The organism is Methylobacterium sp. BE186 (assembly GCF_031457035.1).
GTDB lineage: Bacteria > Pseudomonadota > Alphaproteobacteria > Rhizobiales > Beijerinckiaceae > Methylobacterium > Methylobacterium segetis.
In genome coordinates, this window is sequence record NZ_JAVDVV010000004.1 from 157,856 (window position 1) to 179,191 (window position 21,336).

The 21,336-nt window shown below is 72.7% G+C and carries 18 protein-coding genes; 14 read left to right on the forward strand and 4 right to left on the reverse strand.

The window, feature by feature from the left end; all coding sequences use genetic code 11:
- Positions 1 to 42 precede the first annotated feature (42 nt).
- Genes J2X36_RS06540 through J2X36_RS06550 form a run of 3 tightly spaced genes read right to left on the reverse strand, consistent with a single transcriptional unit; the run spans position 43 to position 2,236 of the window.
- Positions 43 to 1,062 carry an NAD(P)-dependent alcohol dehydrogenase gene (locus J2X36_RS06540; protein ID WP_310347465.1) on the reverse strand — a complete coding sequence of 340 codons (1,020 nt, stop codon included), beginning with the start codon at positions 1,060 to 1,062 and terminating at the stop codon, positions 43 to 45.
- A 31-nt stretch (positions 1,063 to 1,093) separates the two neighbouring features.
- The gene (locus J2X36_RS06545; RefSeq protein WP_310347467.1) at positions 1,094 to 1,303 is read right to left on the reverse strand and encodes a hypothetical protein; all 210 of its coding nucleotides are present in this window, start codon (positions 1,301 to 1,303) and stop codon (positions 1,094 to 1,096) included.
- Between the two features lie 60 nt (positions 1,304 to 1,363).
- On the reverse strand, positions 1,364 to 2,236 hold the full coding sequence (locus J2X36_RS06550) for an SDR family oxidoreductase (RefSeq protein WP_310347470.1): 873 nt from the start codon (positions 2,234 to 2,236) through the stop codon (positions 1,364 to 1,366).
- 210 nt (positions 2,237 to 2,446) lie between these two features.
- Between J2X36_RS06550 and J2X36_RS06555 the strand changes: the two genes are divergently transcribed.
- From J2X36_RS06555 to J2X36_RS06570, 4 genes are all read left to right on the forward strand, one after another.
- Positions 2,447 to 2,935 carry a ferritin-like domain-containing protein gene (locus tag J2X36_RS06555; protein WP_310347472.1) on the forward strand — a complete coding sequence of 163 codons (489 nt, stop codon included), beginning with the start codon at positions 2,447 to 2,449 and terminating at the stop codon, positions 2,933 to 2,935.
- A 7-nt stretch (positions 2,936 to 2,942) separates the two neighbouring features.
- Positions 2,943 to 6,278, forward strand: coding sequence for a helicase-related protein (locus J2X36_RS06560; protein ID WP_405029736.1), 3,336 nt, complete (start codon positions 2,943 to 2,945; stop codon positions 6,276 to 6,278).
- Between the two features lie 513 nt (positions 6,279 to 6,791).
- Positions 6,792 to 9,065: a TonB-dependent siderophore receptor gene (locus J2X36_RS06565; RefSeq protein WP_310347473.1), complete on the forward strand. Its 2,274-nt coding sequence runs from the start codon at positions 6,792 to 6,794 to the stop codon at positions 9,063 to 9,065.
- Between the two features lie 10 nt (positions 9,066 to 9,075).
- On the forward strand, positions 9,076 to 10,665 hold the full coding sequence (locus J2X36_RS06570) for a PepSY-associated TM helix domain-containing protein (protein ID WP_310347475.1): 1,590 nt from the start codon (positions 9,076 to 9,078) through the stop codon (positions 10,663 to 10,665).
- Between the two features lie 10 nt (positions 10,666 to 10,675).
- Here J2X36_RS06570 and J2X36_RS06575 read toward each other — a convergent pair whose 3' ends face one another.
- Positions 10,676 to 11,500, reverse strand: coding sequence for a trypsin-like peptidase domain-containing protein (locus J2X36_RS06575; protein WP_405029741.1), 825 nt, complete (start codon positions 11,498 to 11,500; stop codon positions 10,676 to 10,678).
- Between the two features lie 386 nt (positions 11,501 to 11,886).
- Here J2X36_RS06575 and J2X36_RS06580 point away from each other — a divergent pair, with 386 nt between their 5' ends.
- The 10 genes from J2X36_RS06580 to J2X36_RS06625 all read left to right on the forward strand — a co-directional run bounded on the left by J2X36_RS06580 (position 11,887) and on the right by J2X36_RS06625 (position 21,335).
- Complete coding sequence (locus J2X36_RS06580; RefSeq protein ID WP_310347479.1) at positions 11,887 to 13,770, forward strand: methanol/ethanol family PQQ-dependent dehydrogenase; 1,884 nt, start codon at positions 11,887 to 11,889, stop codon at positions 13,768 to 13,770.
- A 139-nt stretch (positions 13,771 to 13,909) separates the two neighbouring features.
- Positions 13,910 to 14,821, forward strand: a complete 912-nt coding sequence (moxJ, locus tag J2X36_RS06585; protein WP_132252210.1) for a methanol oxidation system protein MoxJ — start codon at positions 13,910 to 13,912, stop codon at positions 14,819 to 14,821.
- A gap of 65 nt (positions 14,822 to 14,886) precedes the next feature.
- Entirely contained in the window at positions 14,887 to 15,477 is a 591-nt protein-coding gene (moxG, locus tag J2X36_RS06590) for a cytochrome c(L), periplasmic (protein ID WP_132252212.1), read from the forward strand.
- Positions 15,478 to 15,561: 84 nt separating this feature from the next.
- Positions 15,562 to 15,852: a methanol dehydrogenase [cytochrome c] subunit gene (locus tag J2X36_RS06595; RefSeq protein WP_132252214.1), complete on the forward strand. Its 291-nt coding sequence runs from the start codon at positions 15,562 to 15,564 to the stop codon at positions 15,850 to 15,852.
- Between the two features lie 62 nt (positions 15,853 to 15,914).
- Positions 15,915 to 16,949 (forward strand): MoxR family ATPase, encoded by a 1,035-nt coding sequence (locus tag J2X36_RS06600; RefSeq protein ID WP_310347483.1) that lies wholly within the window; start codon positions 15,915 to 15,917, stop codon positions 16,947 to 16,949.
- 10 nt (positions 16,950 to 16,959) lie between these two features.
- Positions 16,960 to 17,802: a DUF58 domain-containing protein gene (locus tag J2X36_RS06605; RefSeq protein ID WP_310347485.1), complete on the forward strand. Its 843-nt coding sequence runs from the start codon at positions 16,960 to 16,962 to the stop codon at positions 17,800 to 17,802.
- Positions 17,799 to 18,713: a nonribosomal peptide synthetase MxaA gene (locus J2X36_RS06610; RefSeq protein WP_405029742.1), complete on the forward strand. Its 915-nt coding sequence runs from the start codon at positions 17,799 to 17,801 to the stop codon at positions 18,711 to 18,713. Before J2X36_RS06605 ends, J2X36_RS06610 begins: the two co-directional genes overlap by 4 nt.
- Positions 18,710 to 19,762, forward strand: coding sequence for a vWA domain-containing protein (locus tag J2X36_RS06615; protein WP_310347488.1), 1,053 nt, complete (start codon positions 18,710 to 18,712; stop codon positions 19,760 to 19,762). Before J2X36_RS06610 ends, J2X36_RS06615 begins: the two co-directional genes overlap by 4 nt.
- Positions 19,759 to 20,349: an MxaK protein gene (locus J2X36_RS06620; protein ID WP_310347489.1), complete on the forward strand. Its 591-nt coding sequence runs from the start codon at positions 19,759 to 19,761 to the stop codon at positions 20,347 to 20,349. The genes J2X36_RS06615 and J2X36_RS06620 overlap by 4 nt, the downstream gene beginning before the upstream one ends.
- Complete coding sequence (locus tag J2X36_RS06625) at positions 20,346 to 21,335, forward strand: vWA domain-containing protein (protein WP_132252220.1); 990 nt, start codon at positions 20,346 to 20,348, stop codon at positions 21,333 to 21,335. The genes J2X36_RS06620 and J2X36_RS06625 overlap by 4 nt, the downstream gene beginning before the upstream one ends.
- Position 21,336: the final 1 nt, after the last annotated feature.

Sequence of the window (21,336 nt, forward strand, 5' to 3'; positions counted from 1 at the left end):
CGTCTCCCGTGATCCCTGGATCACGGGAGCGCTCAGGTGAGGTCAGATCTCGATGCAGATCTTGCCGAAATGCCGGTTGCTCTCCTGGTGGCGGAAGGCGTCGACGAGCCTGTCCAGGGGATAGCGGCTGTCCACGACCGGGCGCAGCCCGTTCGCGTCGATGGCCCGGATCATGTCGGTCTGCTGGCGGCGGCTGCCGACCAGCACGCCCTGGAGGCGGATCTGCCGGACGAGGGCCGGCACGAGCGGCAGGGGGCCCGCGACGCCCGTGAGGATGCCGATCACCGAGACGTGGCCGCCGACCCGCACCGCCTCCATCGCCTGTTCCAGGGTGCCCGGGCCGCCGACATCGAGCACGTGGTCGACGCCGCGCCCGCCCGTCAGCCGCTTGGCGCTGGCGCCCCATGCCGCGTCCGCGCGGTAGTTGAGGACGTGGTCGGCGCCGAGCGCGCGCAGGCGCTCGAGCTTCTCGTCGCTCGACGAGGTCGCGATCACCGTGGCGCCGGCGGCCTTGGCGAATTGCAGGGCGAACAGCGACACGCCGCCCGTGCCCTGCACCAGCACCACGTCGCCGGACTTGAGGCCGGCATCGTCGTGCAGGGCGCGCCACGCGGTGAGCGCCGCCGTGGTCAGGGTCGCGGCCTCCGCATGGTCCCAGCCCTTCGGGGCGCAGGTGAAGGCGGTGGCCGGGGCGGTGACGCGCTCGCGGGCGTAGCCGTCCACCCCGTCGCCGGGCACCGTGGCGAAGCCCTCGACCTGCGGGATGCCGTCGAGCCAGGTCGGGAAGAAGGTGCTGACGACGCGGTCGCCCACGGCGAACTCGGTCACGCCGGGGCCGACCGCCGCCACCTCGCCCGCGCCGTCCGACATCGGCACGCGCGGCTCGCTCGGCCCCCACATGCCGCTGACGACGGCGTAGTCGTGATAGTTGAGCGAGCTCGCCCGCAGCCGCACCGTGATCTCGCCGGGCCCCGGCTCGGGCACGGGCCGCTCGCCGAATCCGACCTTCTCGAAGCCCCCGCCGGGCTCGACCAGGACCGCCCGGGATGTCGCCACGCTCATGCCTTGTCTCCCTCGCTCGCCCGACGCCCGCTCAGCGGCCCGCAGCCGGCCGGCTCGGGTCGTCGGCGGGGTTGATGTAGGTCAGGCCGAAGGGTCCCGTACCCGAGACCTGCAGGACGGCCGGCTCCGAATCCGTCCAGAGGGCGTCGGGCTCGGCGGCCCGCGCGGCGGCCCAGTGATCTTCGACATATTCGAGGATCACGGTGGATCCGAACGTCGCCGCCGCGGCGTCGATCGGCACCGGCACCTCGGCGCGCGGGTTCGCGGCGGCCCGCGCGGGTCCGGCGTCAGAGGGCCGGCGTCAGAGAACCGGCATGGCGCCGGCGACCGTGACGAGGGCGCCGGAGGTGTAGCTGCTCTCCTCGGCGGCGAGCATCACGTAGGCCGAGGCGAGTTCCGCGGGCTGGCCGGGCCGGCCGAACGGCACCTGACTGCCGAAGGATTTCACCGAATCCTCGCTCATCCCGGCCGGGATGAACGGCGTCCAGATCGGGCCCGGCAGCACGCCGTTCACGCGGATGCCCTTCTCGGCGAGGAGCTGGGCGAGGCTGAGCACGAGATTGCTCAGGGCGCCCTTCGTGGCGCTGTAGGCGAGCAGCGTCGGCATCGGGTGCTTCGAGTTCACGGACGAGGTGAAGATCACCGAGCCGCCCGGCTTCAGATGCGCGAGCGCGGCCTTGGTCACGTAGAAGGGCGCGAAGACGTTCGTGCGGAAATGCTGCTCGAAGATCGCGTCCTCGATCGCCTCCAGGCCCTGGTTCGGCTGCTGGAAGGCGCTGTTGTTGACGACCACGTCGAGCCGGCCGAACGTCTCGGCGGTGCGCGCGACGACCTCCCGGGCATGGGCGGGGTCCTTCAGGTCGCCGGGCAGGAGCAGGGCGCGGCGGCCCGCCTTCTCGATCCAGGCGCCGACCGCCTCCGCGTCCTTCTGCTCCTCGGGAAGGTAGGCGATGGCGACGTCCGCGCCCTCGCGGGCATAGGCGATCGCGACCGCGCGGCCGATGCCGCTGTCGCCGCCGGTGACGAGGGCGGCCTTGCCGGCGAGCTTGCCGGAGCCGCGGTAGCTCTCCTCGCCGTGGTCGGGCTCGGGCGCCATCCGGCCGGTCTGGCCGGGGAAGCTCTGCGGCTGGCTCTCGAAGGGCGGGCGGGGATATTTCTTCAGGGGATCGGTCATCGGGGGTCCCGTTCGGTCTCTCGGCTTGAGCCGCGTCAACCGAGGGATGCGTGCGGTGTTCCGGCCCCGCGGCGCCTTGCTGCGGTCCCCGCGGCGGCGCGGGCGGGCGGCCCGTGACGGGGCGCGCCGGGGGCCTCGAAGCGCCCGGAACGAACGGGGCGGAGTCCGGTTTGCAGAGCGGTACAAGTTCTGGTTGAGGAAACGCCCACGATGGCCGGCACGGATCTGAACGCTCTCTTCCTGCACCAGCTCAAGGACACGTACTTCGCCGAGAACGCGATCCTCAAGGCGCTCCCGACGATGATGGAGGCGGCCCGGGCCGACGACCTCAAGGTCGCTTTCGGCGTCCACCTGAAGGAGACCGAGCAGCAGGTGAAGCGCCTCGACGCGGTGTTCAGGAGCCTCGGCGAGAAGCCCGAGGGCGTCACCTGCAAGGCCATCCAGGGCATCATCGCCGAGGGCCAGGAGATCATCGAGGAATTCGGCGGCAGCGACGCCGGCGATGCCGGGCTCATCGCCGCCGCGCAGGCGGTGGAGCATTACGAGATCACCCGCTACGGCACCCTGATCGCGTGGGCGAGGCAGCTCGGGCTCGCCGAGGCCGAGCCGCTCCTCAAGGAGACCCTGCTGGAGGAGGAGAACACCGACGGGGTGCTCTCGGACCTCGCCGAGGAGGCCATCAACCCGAAGGCGGCCTGACGCGGCTTTGGCACAGGCAGCTTCGCGCGCCCGGCGCTCCGCCTCCCCGGACGAGGAGGCGGAGGTTCCGCTGCGGCCCATCGGCGCCCTGGCGGTCGCCCTGCTCGGCCTCGCCGAGGGGGCGCGCCCCCTCGTCCACGTCGCCCGCGACGCACGGCGCCTCGAGGCGCTCGCCGCCGCGCTCCGCGCCCTCGCGCCGGGATGCGGCGTCGCCCTCTACCCCGAATGGGATTGCCTGCCCTTCGACCGCGCCTCGCCGTCGCGCGGCGCGATGGGCGCCCGCGCCGGCGTGCTGCGCTGGCTCACGGACGCGGCCCATCTCCCCGACATCGTCCTGACGACGGCGCCGGCGCTGATCCAGCGCGTGCCGCCGCCGCAGACCTGGGCCGGGGCGCGCCTGGAGATCCGGGTCGGGGACGAGGTCGCGCCCGAGCCGACGATCGAGGCCCTTCGGCGGCTCGGCTACATCCTCGACGACCGCGTCGACGAGCCGGGCGAGGTGGCCCTGCGCGGGCGCGTCCTCGACCTCTATCCGGCCGCCGCGCCGATGCCCTGCCGCGTCGAGATCGAGGAGGGTCGCGTCGCCGCCATCCGCTCCTACGATCCCGTCTCGCAGCGCTCCGTCGCGCAGGCCGAGGTGCTGGTGGTCGATCCCGCCACCGAGATCATCCTGGAGCCCGGCGCGGAGGAGACGCTCCGCCCCTTCACCGGCCAGGAGCACGAGCTCGCCCGCTTCTACCCCGCCCTCGCGGGCGTGCTGGATTCGGTGCCCGAGGCGCGTCTCGTTCTGGAGGCCGGGGCGGAGGCGCGCGCCGAGGCCTTCTTCGAGCAGATCCGCGACGGGCTGGAGAGCGCGGGCCGGCTCGCCGGTGAGGCTTTCCGCGCCGGCCCGCGCGGGGCCGACCGGCTCTACCTGACGCCGCAGGAATGGTCGGACTGGCTCGCGCGCCGCCAAATCGCGCAGGCCGCGGAGGACGGCGACGCCGCCGGGCCGGTCTTCGTGCGCGAGCGGCGGCCGGGCGCCGCCTTCGCCCGGGCGCTCGGCGAGCGCCGGAAGGCCGGGGACCGCATCCTGCTCACGGGCACGGGACGGGGCCTGCGGCGCCTCGCGCGCGAGGCGGTCGCCGTGCTCGGGCACAAGCTGGCGCGGGCGTCCTCGTGGTCCGACGTGCTCCGGGCCGAGCCCGGCCGGGTGCTCGCCCTCGACGCGGCGATCGATGCGGGCTTTCGCGTGGCGGAGGCGGGCGTCACGGTCTTCGCGGCCGCCGACCTTCTCGGGCAGGCGGCCGGCCCGACCCCTGCCGCGGCCGCGGCGAGCCTGCCGCTCGGCGAGATCGAGCTGCGCGTCGGCGACGTCGCCATCCACGAGGATCACGGCCTGTGCCTCTTCGAGGGCGTGGAGCCCCTCGCCGGCCCCGAGGGCGAGGCGGAGGACGCGGTGCGCCTGCGCTTTGCCGACGAGGCGGTGCTGATGGTGCCGGCCCATCAGGCCGGCCGGATCTGGCGCTACGGGTCCGAGGCGGAGGCCGTCAGCCTGGACCGGCTGGAGGGCGGCACCTGGGAGCGGCGGCGCCGGGGCGTCGAGGAGGCGATCGCGCAGACCGCTCGGACGATGCTGTCGCTCGCCGAGGCCCGGGCCAAGGCCGAGGCGGAGGTGCTGGTCCCGCCTCAGCGGCAGATGGAGCGCTTCGCGGCGGGATTCGGCTTCGCGCCCACCGCCGATCAGGCGGGCGCCATCGACGCCCTCCTCGCCGACCTCGCCTCGGGGCGGCCGATGGACCGGCTCGTCTGCGGCGATGTCGGCTTCGGCAAGACCGAGGTGGCCCTGCGGGCGGCCGCCGCCGCCCTGTTCTCCGGCCGTCAGGTCGCGCTCGCGGCGCCCACAACCGTTCTGGTGCGCCAGCACGTCCAGACCTTCGCGCGCCGCTTCGCCCGCTTCGGAATCGAGGTGGCGCAGCTCTCGCGCCTCGTGCCCGCGTCCGAGGCGCGGCGCGTGCGGGCGGGCCTCGCCGACGGCTCCGTCCGCCTCGTGATCGGCACGCACGCGCTCGCCGCCCGCGGCGTCCGCTTCGCCGATCTCGGCCTCGTCGTCATCGACGAGGAGCAGCGCTTCGGCGCCGCGCAGAAGCGGCGCCTGCGCGACCTCGCCCCCGCGGCGCACGTCCTGACGCTCACCGCCACGCCGATCCCGCGGACGCTGCAGGCGGCCCTCGTCGGGATGCAGGATCTCAGCGTCATCGCGACGCCCCCCGCCGTGCGCCAGCCGATCCGCACCCTGATCGCGCCCTTCGCCCCCGACACGGTGCGGGCGGCCCTGATGCGCGAGCGCCGCCGCGGCGGCCAGAGCTTCGTCGTCTGCCCGCGCATCGCCGATATCGGGCCGATGGAGGCGCGCCTGCGCGACATCGCGCCCGAGCTCGAGATCCTCGTGGCGCATGGCGAGCTCGACCCGGCCGAGATGGACGCGGTGATGGTCCGCTTCGCGGATGGCGAGGGCGACGTCCTGCTCGCCACCAACATCATCGAGAGCGGCCTCGACGTGCCGAGGGCGAACACGATGCTGGTCTTCCGGCCCGACCGGTTCGGCCTCAGCCAGCTCCACCAGCTGCGCGGGCGCGTCGGCCGCGGCCAGCGCCGGGCCGTGACCTACCTGCTGAGCGACCCCGAGCGGCCGCTCACGGCGGCGAGCGAGAAGCGCCTGCGCACGCTGGAGGCCCTCGACCGCCTCGGCGCCGGCTTCGCGGTGAGCGCCCGCGACCTCGACTGGCGCGGGGCGGGCGACCTCGTGGGCGAGGACCAGGCCGGGCATGTCCGGCTGATCGGCCTCGGCCTTTACCAGCATCTCCTCGACGAGGCCCTGCGCGCTGCGCGCGGGGAGCCGCCCCTCGGGGAGCGGCCCGAGATCCGCCTCGGCCTCGCCGGGCATGTGCCGGAGGGCTATGTGCCGGAGCCGGAACTGCGCCTGAGCCTGCACACCCGGCTCGCCCGCCTGCGCACCCGCGAGGAGGCCGATTCCCTGCGCGACGAGATCGAGGACCGGTTCGGGCCGCTGCCGGAGCCCGTCGAGGCGCTGATCGCGCTCGCGAAGCTCCGGGTCTCCTGCGCGGATCTCGGGATCCTGCGCCTGACGGGCGGCCCGCAGGGACTCGCGGCGGATTTCCGGCCCGGCCTGGCGCAGGCCCTGGCCTCCGCCTGCGGGGACCTCGACCGGCGCGAGGACCGCCTCGTCGCGGGCGGCGGCGCCGCCGAGCCGGCGGAGCGTGCCGAGCGCGCCGCCCGGCTCCTCGAACGCCTTCAGGACGCGCGGGACGCGGCCGGACCCGCGCGCCGCCCCGCCGGCTGAGGCGCGGCCCGAGGCGCGGGCGCTACCTGAGACCGCAACCGCGGGTTGCTGAAGCCGCGGGGCCTCGGCGCAACACCCCGCGTCGAAATCGGCGCGGCGGCACCGGCCGCCGGCAGCCCGGCTTCCGGAGCGGGGCAGGCCCGCGGGGGCGGCATGAGGCGGCGCCTGCGCGACGCCCTCGCCCGCCCGTCTCCAGCGGAACAGGGGCGGCCGCTCTCGCCTGTCTGCGAGGGGCGAGAGCCTGCCGGCAGGGGTCGTGCCCCTGCACGGACGAAGGATGGTTTTAGTTCATCGTGGAACAACTCCAGAGTAACTTATAACAATTCCATAACATAGTTGTTGGCACTGGCCGGAACGACGCTATCAACGAAGTCATGCCGCCGAAAAACATGACAAGAAGCGGCACGATCGTGCGATATTTCGTGGCGTTGAGGGTCTTGGGCAATGCGTCGGTGCCGGAATAACAGGGTCTCTTCGCCATTCGGCAGGGCGTTGTCCGGCCCGATCTGCACAATGTTGCTTTCGACGACCTGCGGGCTGCTCGCGTCGAGTGCGGCCTCGGCTCAGGCCGCGCCGACGACCGACATCGAATTGTCCGAGCTGAACGTCACCGGCGAGGGCGCGGGCCGCAGCCTCGGCGCCGGCCTCTACGGACCCGGCGGCCCGACCGGCCCGGTCCCCGGCTACGTGGCGAGCCGCAGCACGGTTGGCACCAAGACCGACACCCCGATCCTGGAGACGGCGCAATCGGTCTCGGTCATCGGGCGCAAGCAGATCGAGGATCAGAACGCCCTCAGCGTCAACCAGGCGTTGCGCTACACGCCGAGCGTCACCACGGAGCAGCGCGGCGGCGCCGGCTCGACCCGGCTGGAGCAGTTCTACATCCGCGGCTTCCAGGCCCCGCTCTTCCTCGACGGCCTCCTCCTGCCCGGAAACCGCGACGCCTTTCCCACCGTCGACCCGTTCCGCCTGGAGCGCGTCGACATCATCAAGGGGCCGGCCTCGGTCCTCTACGGCCAGTCCGGTCCGGGCGGCATCGTCAACCTCGTCTCCAAGGTCCCGCACTTCGTCCGCCACGGCGAGACCTTCATCCAGGGCGGAGGCTTCAACGAGGTGCGCGGCGGCTTCGACGTCGGCGGGCCGATCCCCGCAGAGGCCGGCCCGCTCGCCGACCAGTTCGCCTACCGGCTGATCGGCCTCGGCTGGAACGGCGACGGCCCGGCGCAGACGACCCGCGTCGAGCGCGCCTTCATCAACCCGAGCCTGACGTGGCGGCCCTCGACCGACACCTCGCTCACCGTCATCGGCAATTACCAGCGCGACCCGTTCTCGGGCTTCTACGGGGGCTTCCCCGCGGTCGGCACCGTGTTCCCGCGCAATTTCGGCAGCGGCGTCACCGGCCGCCTGCCGGTCGATTTCTACGACGGCGACCGCAACTTCGAGCGCTCGGACCGGACGCAGGGCTCGATCGGCTACCTGCTCGACCACCGCATCAGCGAAAACCTGCGCTTCCACTCGGCGGGCCGCTACCTCTATTCCGAGGGCGATTACCGCAGCGTCTTCACCGCCTTCAGCGACCTCAACGGCCCGTTCACGACCGGCCCGGTGATCAGCCGCTCGCGGGGCGGCACCAAGGTCGAGATCGACGCCTTCACGATCGACAACAATGTCGTCGCGAATTTCGACACCGGCCCCTTCGCGCACACCGCGCTCCTCGGCGTCGACCACCGCACGATCAAGACGCGGACGCTCGCCGGCCCCTTCCCGGCGGCGCCCGCCCTCGACGCGCTGGCGCCGAACTACGACATGGCCATCCCGTTCCCGGCCTTCACCACGCAATCCCGGATCTCCGCCGAGCAGACCGGCGTCTATGTTCAGGATCAGGTGAAGTTCGACCGGCTCGTCCTCACCCTCGGCGGCCGCTACGACATCGCCCGGCAGAGCGGCCCGACGCGGACGCTCGCCACCGGCGTGACGGCGAACCAGGACGTGCCCGCGGACGCCTTCACCGGCCGGGCGAGCCTGCTCTACCTGTTCGACAGCGGCGTCGCGCCTTACGTCTCCTACAGCGAGGCGTTCGAGCCGATCACGGCCGGACGCATCTTCGATCCCGCCTTCGGCGCGACCGGGCGCATCCCGGACCCGATCTCCAGCAACCAGTACGAGGCGGGCATCAAGTACCAGCCGCCGGGCACCGACATCCTGCTCACCACCGCCTTCTTCGACATCCGCCGCTCGAACGCGACGAACACCGACCCCGCGAACCCGGGCTTCGTGCTGCAGACCGGCGAGGTCGGCGTGCAGGGCGTCGAGTTCGAGGCGCGGGCGAACCTCGCCGAGGGCCTGACCCTGATCGGGGGCTTCTCGCTGCTCGACATCCGCAACACGCAGGACATCGGCTTCACGCTGAACGACCTGACGCGCCAGCAGGTGCCCCTCGTCGGGCGCCGGCCCGTTCAGGTGCCCGACCAGACGGCGTCGCTCTTCGTCGACTACCGCTTCACCGAGGGGCCGCTCCTCGGGCTCGGCATCGGCGGCGGCGTGCGCTATCTCGGCCCCTCCTGGGGCGACCCGGCCAACACCTTCCAGGTGCCCGAGAGCGTCCTCGTCGACGCGGTCGTCTCCTACGACCTGAAGCACCTCAACGCGACGCTGCAGGGATTCACCATGCAGATCAATGCCCAGAACCTGCTCGACGAGCGCTACGTGACCGGCTGCTTCGCCTATTCGGGCTGCTATTACGGCCTGCCGCGGACGGTCTACGCCACGCTGCGCTACCGCTGGTAGGCGCCCGGGCATGCGCAAGGGGTTTCGCCAGTCGATGGCGTGGCTGCACGCGTGGTCGGGCCTCGTGGTCGGCTGGGTGCTGTTCGCCGTCTTCGTCACGGGCACCGCAAGCTACTACCGGGCCGAGATCTCCCACTGGATGCGGCCGGAACTCCGCCGCGAGGCGGCGCCGGGGCCGGAGGCGATGGCGGCGGCGGCCGAGCGCGCCGTCCTCCATCTCCAGGCCCATGCGGGCGGGGCGCGGACGTGGTTCATCGGCCTGCCGAGTGCCGAGAAGCCGCTGCTCGATCTGTTCTGGCGCACCGGCCCCGGCCGGCCGCCTGGGCACGTGCTCCTCGATCCCGAGACCGGCGCGCCGGCCGCCGTGCGCGACACGCGGGGCGGCGACTTCCTCTACCGGTTCCATTTCGAGCTCAACATGCCACCGCTCTGGGGGCGCTGGATCGTCGGGATCTGCGCCCTGATCATGCTGGTGGCGCTCGTCTCCGGCATCGTCACGCACCGGCGCATCTTCGCGGATGCCTTCACCTTCCGCCGGGACAAGTCGGCCCAGCGCGGGTGGCTCGACGCGCACAACGTCACCGGGGTGCTCGCGCTGCCCTTCCACCTGATGATCACCTATACGGGCCTCGCCACCCTGATGCTGATGTACGTGCCCTGGGGCGTGAACACGGCCTACCGGGGCGACGCGCAGGCCTTCTTCGCCGAGTCGGGCCAGATCACCGCGCCGCGCCCGCCCGCAGGCCGGCCCGGGACCCTCGCCCCCCTCGGCCCGATGGTGCGGGAGGCGATGGCGACGATCCCCGAGCCCCTGGAGCGCCTCTCGATCGTCAACCCGCGGGACGCAAACGCCACGGTGGTGGCCGTCTTCGAGGAGCCGCACGGCCTCTCGCACGAGCATCCGCAGGTCGCCTTCGACGGGGCGACGGGGCGCGTGCTGGAGGTGCGGGCCGGGGGGCTGCAGCCGGCCTCGAAGACCTTCATCACGATGGTCGGCCTGCACGAGGCGCATTTCGCGGGAGCCGCCCTGCGGCTGCTGTTCTTCCTCTGCGGGCTCGCGGGCTCCGCCATGGTGGCGACCGGCCTCGTGCTCTGGTCGGTCGCGCGGCTGCCGAGGGGCGAGGCGCCGGGCAGCTTCGGGCTGCGGCTCGTCCAGACGCTCAACATCGCCACGGTGGCGGGGCTGCCGGCCGCGATCGCCGCCTATTTCCTGGCGAACCGCCTCCTGCCCCTTGGCCTGCCCGACAGGGCCGGCTGGGAAGTCGGCGCGTTCTTCGGGGCCTGGCTTCTCGTCGCGGCGCTCGCTCCGCTCCGGCCGCAGCGGCGCGCCTGGCCCGAGATGCTGGCGGCCGCCGCCGGGCTCTACGCGGCCGTCGCCGCCGCGGACGGCGTCCGCCTCCTGCGGGAGGCGATCACGGGCGGCGCCTCGCCCGAGGCGCTCTTCCTCGTCTTCGACGGGGCGATGCTCGGCCTCGCCGCCCTCCTGCTGCTGGCCGCCCGCAAGGCCGCCCGCACCGACGCCTCGGCCCGCCGGGCGCCCCGGTCCGCCCGCCCGCCGCCGGAGCGGGCGCGAGCGGCCTATCCGGAAGCGGCGGAGTGAGCGGGCGGCCTCACGGCCCCGTGCGGCGCGCGCCGCTCTCCGGCTCGGTCGCGGCCCGGATCGCGGCGAGCAGGTCGCCCTCGAACAGGAGCGCCGAGCCGTAGTGGAACTCGGCGTCGAAGGCGCGGCGCGAGTTCATCGACAGCGAGGCGCTCTGGAGCGCGATGAGGCGCCCGGAGGCGTCGAACAGGCCCGAGCCCGAGCCGCCGTAGCCGTTGTTGCAATCGTGCCGGACCCGGCGGATCGCGTCCTCCTCCGGCGGGTCGACCTGCCGGATCACGCAGTCCTCAAGGCTGCTGCCGCCCCGGAAGTTCTCGTGCCCGGCGGGTGAGACCATGGTCACGGGCAGGCTCGCCGGGCCGACGGGCAGGTCCGGCACCTGCGGCACCGGCTGGGCCGGCGCCCCCAGGACGGGCTCCGCGAGGCGCAGGAGCGCCCAATCGTCGGTGATGTGGAGGCGCGTCGCGCCGGGCGCGGTGCCGAGCTTGAGCGAGCCCGCCACGAAGGCGTAGTTGCGCCCGGCGATCTGGAAGTGGCAATCGGCGACCTGCCGCGTCACGTCGAGGCGCCGGTCGCGGAAATTGTGCGCGTTGAGCACCACGAGGTCGGGCGCCCCGACGAGCCAGGCCGCCGCGGCCTTCTGGGGCACGCCGTCCGGCCGGCGGCAATACAGGATGCCGGCGCCGGGAAAGCGCGCGTGATCGGCCCCGCCCATCTCCCGGCGCGCGTCCTGCGGGTAGAGGGCCGCCTGCCGGGTCCGTTCCGCCGCGGCTGCGGGCGCGAGGGCGAGGAGGCCGAGGAGAAGCCCGGCCCCCTTTCGCCCGCTCCCGCCCATGCCCCGTCGCCCGCGACCCGTCCGCATCGGCCGATCCCCCTGGAGGCGCCGCCTCCGTCTTCGGGCGGGGCGGCATCCTGCGACGAGTTGTGGCGCGGGCGGACGGCCGGTCAAGTATCGACTTCGCCGCTGCTCAAATATCTCCGGGCGATTGCCGAATGGTCCCAGCCAGAAATGACCGACCGTCTAAAGACAAGGACCGCATTCCCTGCCTAGAAACGAAGGTGGCTGAAGCAGTAATAAGTCATTTATAAGAGATGATCTTTCATATTTTCTTATGAATGCTTTCGGGTCGGATCGAGACCGAGACCTGCTTCACGCCCCGAACGAGGTTCCGCGAGGCCGCAGGGCCGAGAGACGGAATGGCAAGGCTAGGAGACGCGAGGATGAGCAGGCTTCTGGGTTCGGTCTCGGTGCTCGCCGTGATGGCGCTGGCACCGATCGGTTTGGCGGGCGGCGCCGCCGCCAACGACAAGCTCGTCGACATGGCGAAGAGCGAAGACAACTGGGTGATGCCCGGGAAGAACTACGACTCGAACAATTACAGCGAGCTGACGCAGGTCAACAAGGAGAATGTCAAGAACCTCAAGCCGGCCTGGAGCTTCTCGACGGGGCTGCTCAACGGGCACGAGGGTGCGCCGCTGATCGTCGGCGGCAAGATGTACGTCCACACCTCCTTCCCGAACAACACCTTCGCCCTCGACCTCGACGATCCGGTCAAGATCCTCTGGCAGGACAAGCCGAAGCAGAACCCGGCCGCCCGCGCGGTCGCCTGCTGCGATCTCGTCAACCGCGGCCTCGCCTACTGGCCGGGTGACGGCAAGAGCCCGGCGCTCATCCTCAAGACGCAGCTCGACGGCAACGTCGCGGCCCTCAACGCCGAGACCGGCGAGACGGTCTGGAAGGTCGAGAATTCCGACATCAAGGTCGGCTCGACGCTCACGATCGCCCCCTACGTCGTGAAGGACAAGGTGATCATCGGCTCCTCGGGCGCCGAGCTCGGCGTGCGCGGCTACCTGACCGCCTACGACGTGAAGACCGGCGAGCAGAAGTGGCGCGCCTACGCCACGGGCCCGGATGCCGACCTGCTGCTGGCCTCCGACTTCAACATCAGGAACGCCCATTACGGCCAGAAGGGCCTCGGCACCTCCACCTGGGAGGGCGATGCCTGGAAGATCGGCGGCGGCACGAACTGGGGCTGGTACGCCTACGATCCGGGCACGAACCTGATCTACTTCGGCACCGGCAACCCGGCGCCGTGGAACGAGACCATGCGGCCCGGCGACAACAAGTGGACGATGACGATCTTCGGCCGCGACGTCGACACGGGCGAGGCCAAGTTCGGCTACCAGAAGACCCCCCACGACGAGTGGGACTATGCCGGCGTCAACGTGATGATGCTGTCCGAGCAGAAGGACAAGGACGGGAAGCTGAGGAAGCTCCTCACCCACCCCGACCGCAACGGTATCGTCTACACCCTCGACCGGACGGACGGCTCGCTCGTCTCGGCCAACAAGATCGACGACACCGTCAACGTCTTCAAGTCGGTCGACCTCAAGAGCGGCCAGCCGGTGCGCGACCCCGAATACGGCACCCGCATGGACCATCTCGCCAAGGACATCTGCCCCTCGGCGATGGGCTACCACAACCAGGGCCACGATTCGTACGACCCGAAGCGTCAGGCCTTCTACATGGGCATCAATCATATCTGCATGGATTGGGAGCCCTTCATGCTGCCCTACCGGGCGGGTCAGTTCTTCGTGGGCGCCACGCTGAACATGTACCCGGGCCCGAAGGGTGACCGGCAGAACTACGAGGGACTTGGCCAGATCAAGAGCTACAACGCGATCACGGGCAAGTTCAACTGGGAGAAGATGGAGCGCTTCGCCGTGTGGGGCGGGACGACGGCGACCGCCGGCAACATCGTCCTCTACGGAACGCTCGACGGCTTCATCAAGGCCCGCGACTCGGACAACGGCGACCTGCTCTGGAAGCACAAGCTGCCGTCGGGCGCGATCGGCTACCCGATCACCTACACCCACAAGGGCACGCAATACGTCGCCATCTATTACGGCGTCGGCGGCTGGCCGGGCGTGGGCCTCGTCTTCGATCTCGCCGACCCGACCGCCGGCCTCGGCGCGGTGGGCGCGTTCAAGAAGCTCGCCAACTACACCCAGATGGGCGGCGGCGTGGTCGTGTTCTCCCTCGACGGCAAGGGTCCCTACGACGACCCGAATGTCGGCGAGTACGAGCGCCAAGCCTCGAAGTAAGGCCGCAAGGCCGTCAGGGGCGCTCCGCCGGTCGAACCGGCGGGGCGCCCGTCCCACCCCGCGCGAGACGAAGCCGTCAGACGGGCACGCCATGCCCCGGCCGCCGCGCCGCGACGAACCTCAGAGGAAACGAAGTCCCATGGCGCGCGTCACCCGACGTCTCCGCGCGGCCGCCCCGGCCGCTCTCCTCCTCGCCCTCGGTCTCGCGGGGCCGGCCGCCGCGCAGGAGCCCCAGGCCAAGGAACAGCAGGCGAAAGAGCAGCCGCAGCGGGACGGCGCCGCGCCGGCCGCGGATGCGGGCACCCTGCGCATCTGCGCGGCCGAGCAGCCGCCGCTCTCGATCAAGGACGGGTCGGGCCTGGAGAACCGCATCGCGACCGCCGTCGCCGAGGCGATGGGGCGCAAGGCCGTCTTCGTCTGGTCCGGCAAGCCGGCGATCTACCTCGTGCGCGACGGGCTCGACAAGAACACCTGCGATGTCGTCGTCGGCCTCGATGCCGACGATCCGCGGGTGCTGACCACCAAGCCCTATTACCGCTCGGGCTACGTCTTCCTGACGAAGGCCGAGGGCGGCCTCGACGTGACATCCTGGGCCGACCCGCGCCTCAGGGAGGTGGGCCACATGGTGGTCGGGTTCGGAACGCCCGGCGAGGCGATGCTCAAGGATATCGGCCGCTACGAGGAGGACATGGCCTACCTCTATTCGCTCGTGAACTTCCGCGCGCCGCGCAACCAATACACCCAGATCGACCCGGCCCGGATGGTGGGCGAGGTGGCGAGCGGCAAGGCCGATGTGGGCGTCGCCTTCGCCCCCGACGTCGCCCGCTACGTGCGGGATTCCCAGACGCCGCTGCGGATGGTCCCCGTGCCCGACGACACCGTGCGCAGCGACGGCCAGCGCGTGCCCCAGAGCTTCGACCAGGCGATGGGCGTGCGCCGCGGCGACGAGGGCTTGCGCGACGCGCTCAACGCCGCGCTCGCCAAGGCCAAGCCCCGGATCGACGCCATCCTGAAGCAGGAGGGCGTGCCCGTGATGGCCGCCTCGAACTGACGCGCCCGCAGGCCGACCGCAGAGTTCCCGCACAGGACGAGTTCCCGCAGAGTTCGATGAGCATCATGACCAGCACACGGGGCGCCGCCGCCCTTCTCGGGCTCGCCCTCGCCACGGGCGGCCTCGCTGCCCTGGCGCAGCCGAGCGCCGGCCCGCAGACCGGCATCGTCTTCCGCAACACCGTCACCGGGGAGACCCTCGACATCGGCCAGGGCAAGGAGGGCGGGCGCGACACGGACGCCGTGAAGACCTTCCTGCAGACGGGCCGGAACCCCTACATCGACGACAAGTCCTGCCTGCGCAACGGCGAGAGCCTGTTCGCCACCTCCTGCTCGGGCTGCCACGGGCATCTCGCCGAGGGCAAGCTCGGTCCCGGCCTCAACGACAATTACTGGACCTATCCGGCCAACACCGAGGATACGGGCCTGTTCTCGACGATCTTCGGCGGCGCCAACGGAATGATGGGGCCGCACAACGAGAACCTCAATCCGGACGAGATCCTGCAAGTCGTCACCTGGATCCGGCACCTCTACACCGGGCCTGTGCGCGATGCCGCGTGGCTGAACGACGAGCAGAAGAAGGCTTACAAGCCCTACAAGGAAGGAGAGACCTTCCCCAAGGACGTGAAAGGCCAGTGCAAGCCGCTGGACAACTAGTCCGAGGGGGAGTTCGCGCCGCGCTCAACGGAACAGGACGGCGCCAGCGCGGCGCGGGAGCGCCGCAAGACTGGAGGAAACATCATGCGGACATTCGTTTACGCGGCCCTTCTCGGCGCGGGTGCCCTCGTCGCCCTGCCGGCGCTGGCCTACGACGGCACCAAGTGCAAGGCGCCGGGCAATTGCTGGGAGCCCAAGCCCGGCTTCCCGGAGAAGATCGCCGGCTCGAAATACGATCCGAAGCACGACCCGAAGGAGCTGAGCAAGCAGGCCGAGGCGATCAAGGGCATGGAGGAGCGCAACAAGAAGCGCATCGAGAACGCCAGGAAGACCGGCAAGTTCGAGTACGACGTCACCAAGATCTCCGCGAACTGAGCGCGCCGCCCGGCGGCCCCCTCCCACCAGGGGAGGGGGCACGCGACACGAGTTCCCGAGCCATGAACGACATCCGCCGCGGCGACGCGATGCTCACCGACTGGCGCGCGGCGGCCACCCGCTTCGAGCGGGCCGTGGCCGGCGCGGTCCTCGGCCAGGACCGGGCGATCCGCCTCGTCACCATCGCGATCTTCGCCCGCGGGCACGTGCTGCTGGAGGGCGATGTCGGCGTCGGCAAGACGACGCTCCTGCGTGCGGTCGCCCGCGCCATGGGCGGCGCCTACGAGCGGATCGAGGGCACCGTCGACCTGATGCCGACGGACCTCGTCTACCACACCTACCTCGCCGAGGACGGGCGCCCGCGGGTCGAGCCGGGGCCCGTGCTGCGCGCCTCCGAAGACCTCGCGATCTTCTTCTTCAACGAGATCAACCGGGCGCGGCCCCAGGTCCACGCCCTGCTGCTCCGCCTGATGGCCGAGCGCAGCCTTACCGCCTTCGCCCGGGAATACCGGTTCCCGCATCTCCAGGTCTTCGCCGACCGCAACCGGGTCGAGCGCGAGGAGACCTTCGAATTGCCGGCCGCCGCCCGCGACCGCTTCCTGATGGAGATCCCGGTCGAGGCGCCGCGCGATCCGCAGAGCCGCCGCGCCCTCGTCTTCGACCCGCGCTTCCACGACACCGACGCGCTGATCGCGGAGGTGGAGCCGAACCTCCTCGACCCCACCGCGCTCGCCGGCATCGCCTCCGCGATCCAGCACGGGGTGCGGGCGAGCGCGGCGATCGAGGCCTACGTCGTCGCCCTGTGGGAGGCGCTGCTGCGCCCGCAGGCAGCCGGGATCCGGCTCCCCGGCATCGACGACATGGCCGGCCTAGTCCAGGGCGGCGCCTCGCCGCGCGGCGTCGCCGCGCTCGTGCGCGCCGCCCGCGTCCGCGCGTGGCTCGAGGGCCGCGACTGGCTGGTGCCGGAGGACGTGCGCGCAATCTTCCCCGAGGTGATGGCCCACCGCGTCTTCCTGGAGCCCGTGTACGAGTTGCGCCGCTCCGCGATCGTCCCGGACCTCTGCCGGGCGGTGTTCGAGACGGTGCCGGCGCCGTGAGGCGGGACCCATGAGCGCCGACATCGTCTACCTGCCGCGCTGGCGCGCCCGCGGGCCCCGGGCCGGGGCGCACCGGGCCCGCGAGACCGGAGGGCTCGGCACCTTCAAGGACCAGGTGTCCTTCCTGCGCCTGCCGGACGCCCGCCGCATCGACCTGCGCGCGACGCTGCGCGACCCCTTCGAGGGCGTGCACGTACGCCGGTTCGAGGCGCGGATGGCCGTGGAGGTCTGGGCGCTCGTCGATCTCTCGGCCTCGATGCGCTTTTCGGGTGCGGCCGACCGGATGGCGCTCGTCGGCGCCCTCTGCCAGGGGCTCGCGGCCTCGGCCACCCGCATCGGCGACGGGTTCGGCCTCATCGCCTGCGATGCCGGGATCCGCGAGGATCTGTCGCTCATCGCGACGCGGCGGCGGGCGAGCGCCGCGGAGGCTGCCGCGCGCATCGGGCAGGCACGCCCTACGGGGCGCAGCGCCGCCGGCCTCCTCGCGGCGGCGGCCCGCATCGCCGGCCGGCCGAAGCTCGTCTTCCTGATCTCGGATTTCCGCTGGCCCGAGGCGCTCCTGGAGCAGGTCTTCGCGAGCCTCAGCTTCCACGACGTGGTGCCCGTGCTCCTCGCCGACAGCCGCGAGACCGAGGCCCTGCCGGAATGGGGCCTCTTGGAGCTCGAGGATCTCGAAGGGGCGGGAAGCCGCCTCGTCCTCATGCGCCCCTCGCTGCGCCGCCGCTGGCTGGCGCAGGAGGGCGAGCGCATGGCCCGCCTCGCCCGGCTCGCCCGCCGAAACGGGCGCGAGCCCTTCCGCCTCGCCGACCGGTTCGATCCGGAGGCGCTGAGCCGGCACCTCCTCGGAGCCTGAAGCGCGTGCGCCGCGTCCTCTGCCTGATCGCCTGCCTCGCCGCCGCCCCGGCCATCGCCCAGGTGCGGAGCGTCGAGGTGCGCACGCCGCGCCCCTTCGGCCACTTCCTCGGCGACCTCGTGCCCGGCACCGTGGAGATCGAGGCGGAGCCGGGCTTCGCCCTGCAGGCCGCCTCCCTGCCGAGCCCCGGCCCGGTGACCTACTGGCTCGACCTGCGGGCGGTCGAGCAGGAGACGGCGGGCACGCGCCACCGCCTGCGCCTGACCTACCAGACCTTCTACGCCGCCCTCGACGCCCGCAGCCTCGAGGTGCCGGGCTTCGCCCTGGTGCTCGCGAGCGAGCGCCCGCACGGCGCCACCACAGCGCGCGTCGAGGTGCCGGGCTGGAGCCTCGGCGTCTCGCCCCTGCGGGAAGTCCAGCCGCCGCGCCGCGCCGACCCGGCCGATGACCTGCGGCCGGACGGGCGCGGGCCGCGCCTCCGGCCCGAGCCGATGCGGGATGCGAGCCTCGCGCTCGCTTCCCTGGCGCTCGCGGCCCTCGGCTTGCTCGCCCGCGACCGGGCGTGGTGGCCCTTCCGGGCCCGGCCCGCCCGCGCCTTCGCGCGGCCCGCGCGCCGCCTCGCGGCCCTGGCGCGGGGGCCGCAGACCGACGAGACCTACCGTGAGGGCCTCACCGCGCTGCATCGCGGCCTCGACGCGGCGGCCGGGCAGCGGCTGCTCGCCGACGACCTGCCGGCCTTCCTCGCCCGCCACGAAGCCTTCCGGGGGCAGGAAGAGGGGCTCGACCGCTTCTTCGCGGCGTCGCGCCTCGCCTTCTTCGGCGGCGCGACCGAGGCCGCCCGGGCGCGCCTGCCGCTCGCCGAGGTCTCGGCGACGGCGCGGCGCCTCGCGGCGGCGGAGCGGGCGGCGTGAGCGCGGTCCTCGACCTGATCGCGCGCTGCGGCGCGGAGCGGCCGGCGCTCCTCTGGCTGCTGCCGCTGGCGCTCCTGCCCCTCGTCGCGGCGCCCCGGCGGCGCACGCCCCTGCCGAGCCTTTCCGCCGTGCCCGCCGACCCGCTCTCGCGCGCGCTCGACGGGGCCTTGCGGGCGGCGGCCTGCCTCGCCCTCGCCGGCCACGTCGTCGCCCTCGCCGGCCCCTACCGGAACGGTGCCGAAGTGACGCGCACCGGCATCGGCGCCGAGATCTCGATGCTGATCGACCGCTCGGGCAGCATGAACGAGACCTTCGCCGGGCGCCAACCTTCGGGCGCGGAGGAATCGAAGGCCGCCGCCTCCCGCCGGATCCTCGGCGATTTCGTGGGCAGCCGGGCGCACGACCTCTTCGCGGTGACGGGCTTCTCGACCGCGCCGATGCTCGTCCTGCCGATGACCGACCGCCACGAGGCGGTGCGCGCCGCGATCCGCGCCATCGACCGGCCCGGCCTCGACTACACGAATGTCGGCCGCGGTCTTGCCCTGGCGCTCGCGCAGTTCGGGAGCGGTCCGGGCACCGCTTCGAGGGTGCTGCTCCTCGTCTCGGACGGTGCGGCGGTGATCGATCCGCGGGTGCAGGACGCGCTGCGCGCCGCCTTCGCCAAGGTCCGCCCGAACCTCTACTGGCTGTTCCTGCGCACGAAGGGCTCACCCGGCATCGCCGACCGGCCGGCGGGGGAGGACACGCCGCAGGCCGCGCCCGAGCGCCACCTCGACCTGTTCTTCAAGAGCCTCGGCGCGCCCTACCGCGCCTTCGAGGCGGAGGGGCCGGAGGCGGTCGCCGCCGCGATCCGCCAGATCGAGGGGCTGGAGCGCGACCCGATCCCCTACATCGAGCGTCGCCCGCGCCGGGACCTGACCGGGGCCGCCTACGCCGCCGCGCTCCTCGGCCTCGTTCTCCTGATCCTGGGCAAACTCGCGGAAGCGGATCTCGGCCGCGCCCCGGCTCCCGCCGCGACGCGCGCACCGGAGCGGAGGATCGCCGCATGACCCGACGCCTCGCCCCGGTGCTCGCGGCCGCAATGGCCCGCGCCAAATCCCCGATCCTCGCCGGCCTGCCGGTCCTGCTCCTCGCCGGCGCGCTCGCGGCCGGTATCGCGGCGTGGCGGATGGAGCGGACGAATGCCGGCATTACCGCGATCGAGGCCGGGCGCGACCTGCCCGTCGCCGCCGACGCGCCCGCGCCGCTCCTCCTCGCCCGCATCCTGCTCCTCGCCCGCCGCGGCGGGACGGAGGAGGCCGAGGGCCTGATCGACGCGCTCGCGAGCGAGGCCGAGCCGGCCCTCGTCGCCCGGGCCCGCTACGCCCTCGCCAATGCCCGGCTGCGGCGCGCCTTCGCGCATATCGAGCGCGGCGAGCTCGACCCGGCAGGCCCCCTGATCAACCTCGCCCGCCAGGATTACCGGCGCGCCCTGCAAGTGCGGCCGGATTTCTGGGACGCGAAGTTCAACCTCGACGTGGCCTCGCGCCTGATCCGCGACTTCCCCGAATTCGACCGCCAGATCGGCGACGAGATGAAGGCGGAGCCGAAGAAGCTCTGGACCGACATTCCCGGCCAGCCGCGGGGGGCGCCATGAGGCTCGGCCTGCCCTGGCGCAGGAATCTCGGCGGGTGGCGCTTCCGGGCTCTCGCGGCCGCCGGCCTCCTCGTGCTCGCCACCTTCCTCGTGCCGCCGCTGCGGCTCTCCCGCGACGGGGTCCGGCTGCTCGCCGTCGTCGACATCACGGGCAGCATGAACGTGCGCGACTACGCGGCGGAGCGGCGGCCCCAGAGCCGGCTCGAGGCGGCGAAGGCCGCGCTTCGCCGCCTCGTCGCCGGGCTGCCCTGCGGCTCGCAGGTGGCGCTCGGCCTCTTCACGGAGAGGCGCCCCTTCCTCCTGTTCGAGCCCGTCGAGGTCTGCGCCGAGTTCGCGCCCCTCGACGGCGCGATCGCCGCCCTCGACTGGCGCATGGCCTGGGAGGCGGACAGCCGGGTGTCCGCCGGCCTCTACCGCGCCGTCGCGATGGCGGCCGAGCTCGACGCCGACCTCGTCTTCGTGACGGACGGGCAGGAGGCGCCGCCTCTCCCCGCCACGGGCACGCCGCCTTTCGACGGGCGCGTCGGTGCCGTGCGCGGCCTCATCGTCGGGGCCGGCGGCTACGCCCTCTCCCCGATCCCGAAATTCAACGATCGCGGCCGCGAGGTCGGCTTCTACGCCGAGACCGACGTGCAGCAGGAGAACCGGTTCGGCCCGGCCCCTGCCGACGCGGAATCGCGCGAGGGCTACAACCCGCGCAACGCGCCCTTCGGCAGCTCGGCGGCGCGGGGTACCGAGCACCTCTCCGCCCTGCGCGAGGCGCACCTGAAGGACCTCGCCGCGCGCACGGGCCTCGCCTACGCGCATCTTGACGGGCCGGATTCTCTCGCCGCGCCGCTCTCCGCCGCCGCAACGCCGCGCCCCGTACCCGGGCGGCTCGACCTGCGGCCCGTCCTCGGCGCGGCGGCCCTCCTCCTCGTGCTCGCGGCCCATGCGGCCGGACCGCTGCGCGCCCGCGGCGGGCGCCTCACCCTCCGAAAGGCTTGAT